Annotated in this window: 11 protein-coding genes; 5 read left to right on the top strand and 6 right to left on the bottom strand. The window is 61.9% G+C overall.

Going from position 1 to position 13019, the window contains the following annotated elements; all coding sequences use genetic code 11:
• The 4 genes from tilS to Q0J75_RS11500 form a co-directional block, all read right to left on the bottom strand.
• Positions 1 to 1211, bottom strand: a 1211-nt coding sequence (gene tilS, locus Q0J75_RS11485; protein WP_297201380.1) for a tRNA lysidine(34) synthetase TilS, incomplete at its 3' end; no start/stop codon positions are given.
• A 231-nt stretch (positions 1212 to 1442) separates the two neighbouring features.
• Positions 1443 to 2795: a replicative DNA helicase gene (gene dnaB, locus Q0J75_RS11490; protein WP_297201383.1), complete on the bottom strand. Its 1353-nt coding sequence runs from the start codon at positions 2793 to 2795 to the stop codon at positions 1443 to 1445.
• 206 nt (positions 2796 to 3001) lie between these two features.
• Positions 3002 to 3448 carry a 50S ribosomal protein L9 gene (gene rplI / locus Q0J75_RS11495; protein WP_297201386.1) on the bottom strand — a complete coding sequence of 149 codons (447 nt, stop codon included), beginning with the start codon at positions 3446 to 3448 and terminating at the stop codon, positions 3002 to 3004.
• Between the two features lie 174 nt (positions 3449 to 3622).
• The gene (locus Q0J75_RS11500) at positions 3623 to 5617 is read right to left on the bottom strand and encodes a DHH family phosphoesterase (RefSeq protein ID WP_297201389.1); all 1995 of its coding nucleotides are present in this window, start codon (positions 5615 to 5617) and stop codon (positions 3623 to 3625) included.
• Between the two features lie 233 nt (positions 5618 to 5850).
• On the opposite strand from Q0J75_RS11500, the gene Q0J75_RS11505 reads away from it, so the two are divergent.
• Entirely contained in the window at positions 5851 to 6915 is a 1065-nt protein-coding gene (locus tag Q0J75_RS11505; RefSeq protein WP_297201391.1) for a branched-chain amino acid aminotransferase, read from the top strand.
• Between the two features lie 115 nt (positions 6916 to 7030).
• Here Q0J75_RS11505 and Q0J75_RS11510 read toward each other — a convergent pair whose 3' ends face one another.
• Positions 7031 to 7888, bottom strand: a complete 858-nt coding sequence (locus Q0J75_RS11510) for an RluA family pseudouridine synthase (RefSeq protein WP_297201394.1) — start codon at positions 7886 to 7888, stop codon at positions 7031 to 7033.
• 32 nt (positions 7889 to 7920) lie between these two features.
• Here Q0J75_RS11510 and Q0J75_RS11515 point away from each other — a divergent pair, with 32 nt between their 5' ends.
• Positions 7921 to 8649, top strand: a complete 729-nt coding sequence (locus tag Q0J75_RS11515) for a nitroreductase family protein (protein ID WP_297201397.1) — start codon at positions 7921 to 7923, stop codon at positions 8647 to 8649.
• A gap of 103 nt (positions 8650 to 8752) precedes the next feature.
• Here Q0J75_RS11515 and Q0J75_RS11520 read toward each other — a convergent pair whose 3' ends face one another.
• The gene (locus Q0J75_RS11520; RefSeq protein WP_297201399.1) at positions 8753 to 9148 is read right to left on the bottom strand and encodes a hypothetical protein; all 396 of its coding nucleotides are present in this window, start codon (positions 9146 to 9148) and stop codon (positions 8753 to 8755) included.
• 205 nt (positions 9149 to 9353) lie between these two features.
• Between Q0J75_RS11520 and Q0J75_RS11525 the strand changes: the two genes are divergently transcribed.
• The 3 genes from Q0J75_RS11525 to Q0J75_RS11535 all read left to right on the top strand — a co-directional run bounded on the left by Q0J75_RS11525 (position 9354) and on the right by Q0J75_RS11535 (position 12899).
• Positions 9354 to 9833, top strand: a complete 480-nt coding sequence (locus Q0J75_RS11525) for a deoxycytidylate deaminase (protein ID WP_297201401.1) — start codon at positions 9354 to 9356, stop codon at positions 9831 to 9833.
• A 417-nt stretch (positions 9834 to 10250) separates the two neighbouring features.
• Entirely contained in the window at positions 10251 to 11432 is a 1182-nt protein-coding gene (locus Q0J75_RS11530; RefSeq protein WP_297201403.1) for an alanine dehydrogenase, read from the top strand.
• Between the two features lie 33 nt (positions 11433 to 11465).
• On the top strand, positions 11466 to 12899 hold the full coding sequence (locus Q0J75_RS11535; RefSeq protein WP_297201405.1) for a Na+/H+ antiporter NhaC family protein: 1434 nt from the start codon (positions 11466 to 11468) through the stop codon (positions 12897 to 12899).
• Positions 12900 to 13019: the final 120 nt, after the last annotated feature.

Below are 13019 nucleotides of genomic sequence, written 5' to 3' on the forward strand. Positions count from 1 at the left end.
TCGATCATCCATTTTTTCAGGGTCTTGGTGTCCCGGCCCGGCAGGGCCAGCTCATCCCCCGTCTGCCGGGGCCGCAGGGTCAGCGGCCCATGGGCCTCCCGGGTCAGATAATAGGCTCCCGGCTGCCGCTGGTCCGGCGGCGGACAAGTCACCGGGCGGCAGCTGCACCGCCAGTCGGTGCCCTCCGGGGCAGTCTCCCCGTCCAGCTGCAAGGGACAGGGAGCAAAGGGGGGACTCTCCCCCTGGGTGGTAATAAGCAATTCTTTATAGACCCGCTGGGCCAGCCGCCCGTTGGGCAGGAAGGCCACCGCGGAGGGGTCCTCGCCCACCGCCAAATCCACCACCGCCTTCAGATGGGCGGCGGAACAGTCGGTATTGCCGTCCCCCGTCATCTCCAGCAGGCGGCGGACCGCCCGGGGCGCGATGGCGGTGGGCAGCTCGGCAATGTACCGGGCTTCAATGACCAGGTCGTCCTCCGCCCACCGGGCATGGCGGCAGGCCATGGCAGCCTGAGCGTTGAGGTAATCGTTATCCGCCCGCAGGTAGCTCATGGTCTCGGCCGACCGCTGGGTCAGTTTGGGGTTGAGCTCCCGCAGCACCGGGATCACCTGGCTGCGGAGCTTGTTGCGGGCGTATTTGGTGTCGGTGTTGGTGCTGTCCTCCACATGGGGGATGTGATGGGCCTCCAGATAGGCCTCGATGTCCGCCCGTGGGGTGGTGAGCAGCGGCCGCACCAGCTCTCCCCGCCGGGGCGGGATGCCCGCCAATCCGTGGAGGCCCGCCCCCCGGGTCAGGTGGAGCAACAGAGTCTCCAGGTTGTCGTCGGCGTTGTGGGCGGTGGCGATACGGCTACAGCCCAGGGCTTCCGCCGTCTCCGTCAGAAAGGCGTACCGCAGCTGCCGGGCGGTCTCCTCCAGGCCCTGGTTGCGTTTTGCAGCCTCCGCCGCCACGTCTCCCTCCCCCAGAGTACAGGGAATATGGTGCTCCTCACACCACCGGGCCACAAAGGCTGCGTCCCCGTCGGACTCCGCCCCCCGCAGGTGGTGGTTGTAGTGGGCAGCGCATAGGGTAAAGCCCCCCTCCTCCGCCATGGCGCTCAGCAGGTGGAGCAAGCACATGGAGTCCGAGCCGCCGGAGAGGGCGCACAGCACCTTCCCCCCACGGGGCAGCATATCGTATTCAGTTGTCAGAGCGCGTACAGTCTCTAACATAAACTCTCCTCTGCAACAACGGGGATATCTTTGAAATCTGTTTTTGGGGGAATTCATTTCTCCCAAAAACACCTCGACCCGCGCCACAGGGCGCGAAACCGGGGGTATCAAAACCGCTGTGCCGCAAAGCGACGCGGCGGTTTTGTATCCAGGGGTCTGACCTGCCGGGGGCAGGTCAGATGGGAATGGGCGCAGCCACCACAAACAAATGGGATACCCCCTGGACCGTTCTTAATATTCGGAATGTCTCCGGTCAATGGACGAGAACGTGGTGTACTCAGGCAGCCACTGTAATTCCACTGTACCGGTCTCGCCGTGGCGGTTCTTGGCGATGATACACTCGGCCAGGTTGTGGTTTTCACTGGCCTCATTATAATAGTCCTCCCGGTAGAGGAACATGACGATGTCGGCGTCCTGCTCGATGGCGCCCGATTCCCGCAGGTCGGACAGCATGGGCCGCTTGTTCTGGCGGCTTTCTGGACCACGGGAGAGCTGGGACAGGCAGACCACCGGCACATTGAGCTCTTTGGCCATGATCTTCAGCGCCCGGGAGATATCGGAGACGATCTGCTGGCGGTTGTCCCCGCTGCGCTGGGGCCCGCCGGCGGAGGTCATGAGCTGGAGGTAGTCTATGACCACCAGCCCCAGATTATCCACCCGGCGGCACTTGGCGTTCATGTCGGCCACCGACAGGGCCGGGTTGTCGTCAATGAGGATCTGGGTCTGATTCAGGGAGGCGGAGGCGGCGGCGATCTTGGACCAGTCCTCCTCCCCCAGCTTGCCGGTCACCAGCTTTTTGTTGTCCACAAAGGCTTCGCCGGAGATGAGGCGCATGGCCAGCTGCTCCCGGCTCATCTCCAGGGAGAAGAATACCACCGTCCGGCCGGAAAATTTGCCGGCATGGAGCAGCATATTCAGCGCAAAGGAGGTCTTGCCCATGCCGGGCCGGGCGGCCAGCAGGATCAGGTCGGACTTGTTCAGGCCGGAGATGGCCATATCCACATCGGGCAGGCCGGTACTCAGGCCGGGCACCGCCGAATCGCTGAGGGCCAGCTCGTTGAGCCGCTCGTACACATTGAGAATGACGCTGGAGATGTGGGTCAGCCCCTGAGAGGACCGGCCCTGGCGGATGGCGTAGATCCGCTGCTCGGCGGCCTCCAGCACCTCCTGACCGGTGCCGGTGCCCTCCTGCACCAGGGCGGTCAGCTCCCCCGCCGTCTCAGCAATGCGACGCAGCAGGGCCTTGTCCTTGACGATGGCCACATATTCCTTCACATTGGCCGCCGTGGGGGTGACCTCCATAAGCTGGAGGATATAATTGCGGGAGGTATTTTCATCGTACACCCCGTTCTGGCGCATGTGCTCCAGAACGGTCACCGGGTCAATGGTGAGGGAGAAATTGAACATGGAGTAAATGGTCTCGTAGATCTCCCGGTTGGCCCGCAGGTAAAAGTCCTCGGGCTTCAAATCCTCGATGACGTCGGGCACGCACCGGGCGTCGATGAGCATGGCGCCCAGTACGCTCTGCTCGGCCTCCACACTGTGGGGCATCTGCCGCAGCAGCAGTTCCTCTTCACTTGCCATGTACGTCACCTCCCAAAACAGGCCGGCATGGGTATCTGCCCCTACCCTGTATACGTTTGATAATCTGTTTTCCGGGGAATTCATTTCTCCGGAAAACACCTCGACCCGCGCCACGGGGCGCGAAACCGGGGGTATCAAAACCGTTGTGCCGCAAAGCGGCGCGGCGGTTTTGTATCTAGGGGGTATTGGATACCCCCTAGATATGTTCAGGCCTCGGCCACGACCACCTTCAGGGTGCCGGTGACCTCATAGCCCAGCTTCACCTTCAGCTCATAGGTGCCAAAGGCCTTGATGGGCTCGTCCTGGACGATCTTAGTCTTCTGGATGCTGATGCCGTGCTGGGCGCTGAGGGCGTCGGCGATTTCCTTGGTGGTCACCGCGCCGAAGAGCCGCCCGCCGTTGCCCGCCTTGGCGGTCACCTTCACGGAGAGCTCCTTCAGCTTGGCGGCGGTGGCCTGGGCCTCCGCCTTCTCGGCGGCCTCCTGAGCGGCCTTGGCCTTCTCCTGCATCTTCATGGTGTTGATATTCTCCGCCGTGGCGGGCACCGCCAGCTTGCGGGGAAGGAGGAAGTTGCGGGCGTAGCCGTCGCTGGCCTCGATCATCTGGCCCTTCTTGCCCTGGCCCTTCACATCCTGCTGTAAAATCACTTTCATGGTCATTCGTCCTTTCTGGATTAACGATTCAATGTTGTCACGCTGCACGCACTCCGCGACGGGCAGTTGCTTACCGCTCCGCGAAAAATGCCGCTCCGGGCTTTGCCCGTCGCCTGTTTTTTCGTCTGCGCGGTTCGCTACTGCCCTGCTCCCGGGCGTCTCCGCGCTTCCCGGTTATTCATCTTCCAAATACTGGTCAATGGCCTGGTAAAGCAGCTTTTCCACCTCGTCCACCGTCTTGCCGGGCACCTGGGCCCCGGCGGTGGCGGCGTTGCCGCCGCCCCCCAACTTTTCCAGCACCACCTGTACGTTCACATCCCCCATGCTGCGGGCGGACAGGATGACCCGCCCCTCGTTGTCGGGGAAGAGCACAAAGGAGGTGTCGATGCCGGAGATATTCAGCAGCTCGTCGGAGGCCTGGGCGGCAGTAATGCGGCCCACGGTGTGGTCCACCCGGGCCACGGCGATGCCCTCTTTATACATCCGGGCGGTCTGGATGATGTCATACTTGGCAATGGTGCCCTCCAGGTCATTCTGGAACAGCTTTTTGACGTCGCCGGTGTCGGCACCGCTCCGCCGCAGGAAGGCCGCCGCCTCAAAGGTGCGGCTGCCAGTGCGCATGGTGAACTGCTTGGTGTCCAGGGTGATACCGGCCAGCAGGGCCTCCGCCTCGATCTTCAGCAGGTCGGCGGGCTCCAGCAGGTATTGCAGCAGCTCCGTGACCAGCTCGCTGGCGGAGGAGGCGTAAGGCTCGTGGAAGTTGAGGGCGGCGTCGGCGATATAGGAGGAGGCCCGGCGGTGGTGGTCGATCACCGCCACCTTGTGGACGGCCTCCAGCAGGTCCTGGCTCACCACCTGCTCCGGCCGGTTGGTATCCACCACCACCAGCAGACAGTTGGAGTCGGCCATCAGAATGGCGTCCTGGGGGGAGAGGAACACGTCCTTGTACTCGGGCACCTGACTGAGCTTGTCGCTCATCTCACCGGCTGGGTTGGCACCCGGCTCCCGAACAATGTGGACGGCGGTGCCCTTCTTCCGGGCCATGGCGCACACGCCGGAGGCGGCTCCAATGCAGTCCAGGTCGGGGTACTTGTGGCCCATGACAAACACCATGGAGGCGTCGGCCATCAGCTCTCCCAGGGCGTTGGCCATCACCCGGCTCTTGACCTTGGTGCGCTTTTCCAGCTCCTTGGTGCGCCCACCGAAGAACTCAAAGTTGAATTTGTTTTTGACCACCACCTGATCGCCGCCCCGGCTCAGGGCCATCTCTACCGACAGCGCGGCGTACTGGTACAGGTCCCCCAGACTGTCCCCATCCCGGCCGATGCCGATGGACAGGGTGGCCTGGATGCCGGAGGGGCTGGTGACCTGGCGCACGGTGTCCAGGATGGAGAACTTCCCCTCCTGGAACTGGGCCAGAAAACGCTCCTCAAAGAGGAACAGGTAGCGGTCCCGCTCATACCGGGTGAACACCCCCTGAGCGGGAGCCACCCACTGGGCCAGCCGGTCGTCGATCTCACTGCGCATGGCCGACTTGGCGCTGTCGTTGGCCCCCTTCATCAGCTCCTCATAGTTGTCCACCGTCAGGATGGCCACCACGGGGCGGGTTGCGTAATACTCATCCCGCACGGTGGCAAAGTCGGTGACGTCCACCCAGTAGGTGGTGGCCAGATAGCCCCGGGCCCCCTGCTCCTCGGTGCGGACCAGATGGCCGAACACCAAAAACCGGCGGTCGTCGATCCGCACCTCAGTGGGGCACTCGGTCTTGCCCTCCATCAGCCAGCGGGAGGAGAAGTCGGGCACCGCCGCGGTGATCTTGGTGTCAAAGAGATGCTCCCGCTCCCCGGTGATCTGGAGAAAGCGGTCGTTGGACCAGATGACCTCGTCATTTTCCGGCCGGAAAATCACCATGGGCAATGGGGCGTTGACCATGGTATCCTTGGTGGCCGAGTCCATGTTGCAGGTCACGTTTTCAATGTACTTGAGGATCTCCTTCTGCCGCAGAACGTTGTTGCGGCGGAAATAGAGATAGAGGATCACCACCACGGCCAGTTCCGCCGCCGCCATGGGGATGGAGAAAAGGGCGGTGGCCACGGCAAACAGGACCAGGCAGACAAAATACAGCCGCAGACTGGGTTCCACCAGATGGGATAATTTGTTCTTCCGCATAGGGACCTCCCAAACGCGATCAAATACAAGATGACGTTTTATTATATCAAAGGAACGGTACAAAAACAAGTACGCTTGTCCCGGTTCTTCCCCTGTGGTACAATATCCCCGCAGAGGAAACGGCGGTAAACCGGCCGGTATCTTTTCTTGGTATTGTATCACGGTTTACATTCTTTTTCCAACTACTCTGTCATACTGAACACAAACAACGAAACCGCAAGGAGGCCATCCTCATGAAGGAATATCCCGTTCAGCGCGCCTCGGTGCTCAAGCCCAAGCCCGACCCGGCCACGCTGGTATTCGGCAGGACCTTTACCGACCATATGTTTTTGATGGACTACACCGCCGGCCAGGGCTGGCACGACGGGCGCATCGTTCCTTACGGCCCCATCTCCCTGGAACCCTCCGCCATGGTGTTCCACTATGCCCAGGAGGTCTTTGAGGGTCTGAAGGCCTACCGCTCTCCCGACGACGGGGTCCAACTCTTCCGTCCCACCGAGAACATCAAGCGCATCAACGCCTCCTGTGAGCGCATGTGCATCCCCCCGCTGGACGAAGGGGACGCCCTGGCCGCCATTGAGCAGCTGGTACGACTGGAGGCCGACTGGGTGCCCGATGCGCCCGGCACTTCCCTGTACATCCGTCCCTTCATCATTGCCACCACGCCCACTCTGGGGGTCCACGCCGCCCACAACTATATCTTCGCCATCATCACCTGTCCTGTGGGGGCCTACTACGCCGAGGGCATCAATCCGGTGAAGATCTATGTGGAGAACGAGGACGTCCGGGCCGTCCGGGGCGGCACCGGCTATACCAAATGCGGCGGCAACTATGCCGCCTCCATCCGGGCCGGGGAGCGGGCCGAGCAGAACGGCTACGCCCAGGTGCTGTGGCTGGACGGCGTCCACCGCAAGTACATCGAAGAGGTGGGCTCCATGAACGTCATGTTCCAGATCGGGGACACGGTGGTCACCCCCCAGCTCACCGGCTCCGTGCTGCCCGGCATCACCCGCAAGTCCTGCCTTGAGCTGCTCAAGGGCTGGGGCCTGAAGGTGGAGGAGCGGCTCATCACGGCCCAGGAGCTCTTTGAGGCGGGCCAGAGCGGCACGCTGAAAGAGGCATGGGGCACCGGTACCGCCGCCGTCATCTCCCCCATCGGCGAGATGGGGTGGGAGGACAAGCACGTGGTGGTCAACGGCGGCAAGATCGGCCCCCTGGCCCAGAAGCTGTACGACACCCTCACCGGCATCCAGTGGGGCACCCAGCCCGATCCCTACAACTGGGTGGTAAAGCTGTAATTTCCCTTATTTTTCCTATACTTCCTCCCTAGATATAAGGGCGGGACCCTTCCGGTCCCGCCCTTATATCGTATTTCTGAGATAGTATAACAGTGCTCCGTGGATGGAGCGGTTTTTACCGGGTGAGCGCCCGGAACCCCTTTGGGGGCTCGGCCTGAAAGACCCGCTCCTCTCCGCTGAAGGGATCGGTGAGCACCAGCTGGTGGGCGTGGAGGCACAGCCGGCCCAGCGGGTCGGTGGCCGCGCCGTAATCCCGGTCCCCCGCCACGGGGCAGCCCAGCTCGCTGAGGTGGGCCCGGATCTGGTTTTTCCGGCCGGTGTCCAGGTCGATCTCCAGAAGGGCGTATTTCTTTCCGGCGCTGAGGGTGGTATAATGGGTCACCGCCTCTTTGCCGCCGGAGCGCACCGAGTACACCTTGTGGGCCGCGTTCTCCCGCAGCAGGGTGCGGATGGTGTCGGAATCTTTGGGGGGACGTCCCTCCACCACTGCCAGATAGCCCCGGCGGCCCACCAGCTGGTCCCAGTTGTCCTGAAAGGCCCGCTTGGTCCCCTCGTCTTTGGCAAAGAGAAGCACACCGGAGGTATCCCGGTCCAGCCGGTGGACGATGAAGATCCGGTTGCGGGGATTGGCCCGGCGGACATAGTCGGTGGCCATGTGATAGGCGGTGCGTACCTTTTCTTTGTCGCTGGCCATGCTGAGCAGACCGGCGGGCTTTTCGATGACCAGCAGCCGCCCGTCCTCATAGAGGATAGGAAAGGGAGCCTTATGGTCCCCCGCCCCCTGGGGGAGCACCGCCACGGTCTGGCCCGGCGTCAGAGGGTGGTCGTGGCGGGTGACGGTCTTGCCGTCCACCTGGATCTGCCCCCGGGTGAGCAGGGATTTAACGCTGTTGCGGCTCTTGCCCGCCACGTGGGCCAGGAGAAAGGGCAGCAGTGTATCCCGCTCCTCCACGGTGTATTGTTTTTCTCGCATCTTTTTCACATCCTGTCAGGAGGTTTGTTTCTATGAATGACGTGATCCATCAGCTCCGGGACCGCAAGTCGGTGCGGGCCTATCTGGATAAGCCCATCGCCCCGGAGGACAGACGGGCCATTCTGGAGGCGGCCTGTGCCGCCCCCACCGCAGGCAACCAGCAGCTCTATACCATTCTGGACATCACCGACCAGCGGCTGAAGGATACCCTGGCGGAGACCTGCGACCACCAGCCCTTTATCGCCCAGGCCCCGCTGGTGCTCATCTTCTGTGCCGACTGCCAAAAATGGTATGACGCCTTTGCCGCCGGAGGCTGCCAGCCCCGGAAGCCGGGAGTGGGGGATCTGCTGCTGGCCTGCTCCGACGCCAATATCGCCGCCCAGAACGCCGTCACCGCCGCCTGGAGCCTGGGCGTCGGCTCTTGCTACATCGGGGACATTCTGGAGCAGTGCGAGACCCACCGGGCGCTGCTGAACCTGCCTTCCTATGTGGTGCCCGCCGCCATGGTGGTGTTCGGCTACCCCACCGCCCAGCAGCAGGCCCGGGAAAAGCCCCGCCGCCGGGCCCTGCCCTACATCGTCCACGAAAACGGCTACCGGCACATGGACGCCGGAGAGCTGGAACGGATGCTGGCCGACAACGCGGGCCAGCGCCCCTATGAGGACTGGCTGCGGGCCTTCTGCCAGCGGAAGTACAACTCCGACTTCTCCCGTGAGATGAGCCGGTCGGCGGCGGAATATCTGAAGGCCTTTGAGTCCTGAGAGCGTCTACAGGGCCAGTATACCGTTATTTGATCCCCAAAGGCAAGCCCCAGGCAAAAAACGGGCCTGTTGCAAAGCATTTTGCAACAGGCCCGTTCCGGTTTCAACTGCGTTCTTCAAAGCTGGCGCCGCAGTTGCGGCAGTTGACGGTGATCTTCCCCTTCCCCCGGGGCACCCGCAGGTACTGCCCGCAGTTGGGGCACTTGAAATAGCGGTGCTCCTTGTCCCGGTGGATGGTGCGCCGCATCTTGATCCAGCGGATCATCGGCCCCGCCAGAGCCAGAAACCGGGCGTTTTCCGCCCGACGGCGGTCTATTCGGCGGGAAAACATGCGGAACAGGTCCCAGAGCAGTACCGCCAGGGCTACCCAGGACAGCCAGTTCATATGCGGCAGGGCCGACAATAAGATCAGCGCCACATACAGGATCAGCAGGAAAAAGGAGAGGTGATCGCTGCCATACCGTCCATACATCAATTTTCGGAAAAAATTCATGAGCATGTGATACGGTCGTCTCCTTTGACGTAGAATGGGATGCACTTTTTATGCTCCTATGATAGCGCCTGCGGCTTTTTTCGTCAAGAACGCAACCGTAAACATTTCATGAACGATGGACCTGGCACTCCGGTATCCCCTTGCGGTCCCGGGAAAAAACCGGTATACTGACGGTATCACTCTGTTTACCAGCGGCAAAGGAGGGTCCCCCATGGGCCGCATCGACAAAGAAAATTACTATCTGGACATTGCCCAGACCGTGGCCGAACGCTCCACCTGTCTGCGCCGCCGCTACGGCGCCATCCTGGTCAAAAGCGACGAGATCATTGCCACCGGCTACAACGGCGCTCCCCGGGGCCGTCAAAACTGCGTGGATCTGAACTACTGCACCCGGGAGGCTTTGAACATCCCCTCGGGAGAGCGGTACGAGCTGTGCCGCTCGGTCCACGCCGAGGCCAACGCCATCATCTCCGCCGCCCGCAGCGAAGCCATCGGGGCCACCCTGTATATGGCCTGCGTCAACCCCGCCACCGGGGAGCTTATCCCCCACTCCACCTCCTGCTCCATGTGCCGGCGGCTCATCATCAACGCCGGTATCCAGCGGGTGGTCATCCGGGATACCAAAACCGACTACTCCGTGGTCCAGGTGGAGGATTGGATTCAGGAGGACGATTCCCTGCCCCAGCAGTGAGACTGTCGAAAAAGGCCTGTGGGCCTTTTTCGACAAAGAGCTGATTTGATTCCGCCGCCTGCGGGCGGCGGAACTCTGCGAGGCTTCCTTGTCGGGAGGCCTTCCAGCAACCCTATGCGCCGCGCCTGCCGCGGCGCATTTTTTCATGCTGAGACAGCCCCTGCTTCTTTCAAACTGTCTGGTTGACACTTTTACATCGAATAAATATGCGAAATATTGAATAAGTATTAAGGTTTTCCACAAAAGTCTCTTGTCAATTTGGAGAAAATTGAATGGATATTCTCTCGCCCATTGACAAAAACCGGGGTTTGCGTATAAAATCCTTTAGGTAAATTGGTAAAGTACCCCTCGCGTCCTCCGGCGCGGCGGGGCGGCGGCGGGCCCCGGTCCGTCGTACAAGAAAAGGAGGAAATCAGCATGGTTTTTGGTCTGCTGAAAGACATCAAGAATGGTGAGTACCGCACCATTGCCACCCCGGTGGAGATTACCACCATCGTAAACGACGGGCACACCGCCCTGGTCCAGCGCGGGGCCGGCGAGAAGGCCGGCTTTGCCGACAAGGAATATGAGGCCGCCGGCGCCAAGCTGGTGGACACCATGGAGGAGATCTACGCCCAGGCCGACTTTGTTACCAAGGTCAAGGAGCTGGAGCCCTGTGAGTTCCCCCTGCTGCGTAAGGGCCAGATCATCTTCACCTGCATCCACCCCGCCGCCCATCCCCAGGAGGTGCAGGCCATTCTGGACAGCGGCTGTATCGCCTTCACCGCTGAGGACAGCCACCGCTATGGCTCTCCCAACTGTGAGGCCGCCGGTAAGCAGGGCGCGCTGATGGGCCTGGAGTCCATGCTGTCCATCAACGGCGGCAAGGGCATGTTTGTCAGCGGCCTGGGCGGCTCCCCCGCCATGAAGGTGCTCATCCTGGGCGGCGGTACCGTGGGCCAGGCCGCCCTGTCGGTGCTCTACGCCCTGGGGGCCCGGGTCACCGTCATGGACATCAATATCGGTATCCTGCGCACCCTGAAGCGGCAGTACAACGAGCACATCGACACCATGATGTGTACCAAGGAGAACATCGCCAAGCTGCTGCCCCAGACTGACATGGTGCTCAACTGCGTCAAGTGGCCCAAGGGGTGTGACGACTTCCTTATTGACCGTCCCATGCTCAAGCTGATGGGCAAGGGCTCCGTCATTGTGGATATCTCCAACGACGACAACGGCGCCATCGAGTCCTTCCACGAGACCACCCACGAGAATCCCCGCTACATCGAGGAGGGCGTGGTCCACTACTGCGTCAGCAACATCCCCGGCGCCATCGCCAACTCCACCTCCATCGCCTACGCCGCCTCGGTGATCCCCCACTTCCGGGCCATCCTCAACAAGGGTGTGGCTGCCGCCTGCGTTCAGGACGGCTTCCTCCGCCGCAGCCTCACCGCCTACCAGGGCTATCTGACCCACGAGGAGACCAGCGCCCTCCAGAACCGTCCCTGGGTGCGGCCCGAGGACATTCTGGGCATTGCCGGAGAGAAGCTGGACCCGGCGCCCCCCGCCACCGTCACCCGCTCGGACAACTTCCTGCCTCTGGAGCAGGTCAAGCTGTAAGCCGGCTATCCCAAGAGAAAGAGAGGAACAACAATGGATTTGGAGACCATGGGGTTTATCTCCGTGATTCCGGCCATCCTGGCCATTGTTCTGTCCTTTGCGACGAAGAACACCATCTGTGCCCTGGCCATCGCCTGCTTCACCGGCACCACCCTGGTGGGCATAGTCTCGGGCACCCCCATTCAGGAGACTCTGCTGCTGGGTTTCCCCACCCTGCTGAAGGAAAACCTGGGCAACACCAGCTTCTCCTGGGTCATGCTGCTCAACACCTTTATCGGTATTCTGGTGGCCTATTTCCAGAAGACCGGCGCCATTCAGGGCTTTTCCCAGTGGGTCCACGATAAAAAGCTCAGCCGCCGGGGCGCCCAGCTCATGGCCTGGGTGCTGGGTATGTTCGTCTACTTCAGCGACTCCTTCAGCCCCCTATTTGTGGGCTGCACCATGCGGTCCATCACCGACAAGGCCCGCATCTCCCGGGAAAAGCTGGCCTATATCGCCGACTCCACCTCCGCCCCCGTCAGCGTGCTGGTGCCCATCACCGGCTGGGCGGCCTACCTCAGCGGCCTGGCGGTGGGCGTGGGGTGCATCGTCACCCAGGAGGACGCCTCCGCCCTCTTCCTGAAGGCCATCCCCTTCAACTTCTACCCCATCTTCGCCGTCATTCTGGTGGGCCTCATTGGCTCGGGCATCGTGAAGGATTACGGCCCCATGAAGAAGGCGGAGAAGCGGGCCATGGAGACCGGCAAAGTGCTGGCCGACGGGGCCCAGCCCCTGGTGGGCAAGGAGCTGACCGGCATGGAGCCCTATCCCGGCTTCAAGCCCCGTGTGTTCCTCAACTTCCTGCTGCCTGTGCTCATCATCATCACCGTGGCTATCTCCACCTACATCGCCTACAACTCCGCCAAGACCATGGAGGCCTTCCTGCTGGTGGTGATCCTCATGACCATCAGCATGATGATCCAGGGCATCCCCTTCAAGGAGGTCATGAACACCCTGACCGACGGCATCAAGGGCGCTCTGCCCGCCGTGATCCTGCTGGCCCTGGCCTACTCCGTCAACGGCCTGTCCCAGACCATGGGCACCGCCAATTACATCATCTCCATCACCCAGGGCTTCCTCACCCCCCATCTGCTGCCCATGGTGATCTTCCTGGTGGCCGCCATCATGGCTTTTGCCACCGGCTCTTCCTGGGGCACCTTCGCCATCTGTATGCCCATCGCCCTGCCCATGGCCTTTGCCATGACCGACGGCCAGCTCACCTCCACTGTGGTGGCGGTGTTCGCCGCGGTGGCCGGCGGCGGCGTCTTCGGCGACCACTGCTCCCCCCTGTCCGACACCACCATTCTGTCCTCCATGGGCTCCGCCTCCGACCATCTGGACCATGTGAAGACCCAGCTGCCCTACGCCCTGACCTGCGGCGTGCTGGCGGCCATCGCCTATCTGATCCTGGGCTTTGTGGTGGCCTGAGTTTACCCCAAGCAAGTAAAAAGGTGTGCCGCAGTGCGGCACACCTCAGCCTGTCGAGAAACCCGGTTTATGCATCAAGTATAAGCCGGGTTTCTGGCGTATAGAGGCCAAAGAAGTACA

The organism is uncultured Flavonifractor sp., assembly GCF_944385615.1.
Taxonomy (GTDB): Bacteria; Bacillota; Clostridia; order Oscillospirales; family Oscillospiraceae; genus Flavonifractor.

Excerpts from the sequence above, each read along its gene's own strand:
- Q0J75_RS11525 (WP_297201401.1), top strand. The coding sequence starts at position 9,354 with ATGGGCCGCATCGACAAAGAAAATTACTATCTGGACATTGCCCAGACC.
- rplI (WP_297201386.1), bottom strand. The coding sequence starts at position 3,448 with ATGAAAGTGATTTTACAGCAGGATGTGAAGGGCCAGGGCAAGAAGGGC.
- Q0J75_RS11535 (WP_297201405.1), top strand. The coding sequence starts at position 11,466 with ATGGATTTGGAGACCATGGGGTTTATCTCCGTGATTCCGGCCATCCTG.
- Q0J75_RS11510 (WP_297201394.1), bottom strand. The coding sequence starts at position 7,888 with ATGCGAGAAAAACAATACACCGTGGAGGAGCGGGATACACTGCTGCCC.
- Q0J75_RS11520 (WP_297201399.1), bottom strand. The coding sequence starts at position 9,148 with ATGCTCATGAATTTTTTCCGAAAATTGATGTATGGACGGTATGGCAGC.
- Q0J75_RS11530 (WP_297201403.1), top strand. The coding sequence starts at position 10,251 with ATGGTTTTTGGTCTGCTGAAAGACATCAAGAATGGTGAGTACCGCACC.
- Q0J75_RS11505 (WP_297201391.1), top strand. The coding sequence starts at position 5,851 with ATGAAGGAATATCCCGTTCAGCGCGCCTCGGTGCTCAAGCCCAAGCCC.
- Q0J75_RS11515 (WP_297201397.1), top strand. The coding sequence starts at position 7,921 with ATGAATGACGTGATCCATCAGCTCCGGGACCGCAAGTCGGTGCGGGCC.
- Q0J75_RS11500 (WP_297201389.1), bottom strand. The coding sequence starts at position 5,617 with ATGCGGAAGAACAAATTATCCCATCTGGTGGAACCCAGTCTGCGGCTG.
- dnaB (WP_297201383.1), bottom strand. The coding sequence starts at position 2,795 with ATGGCAAGTGAAGAGGAACTGCTGCTGCGGCAGATGCCCCACAGTGTG.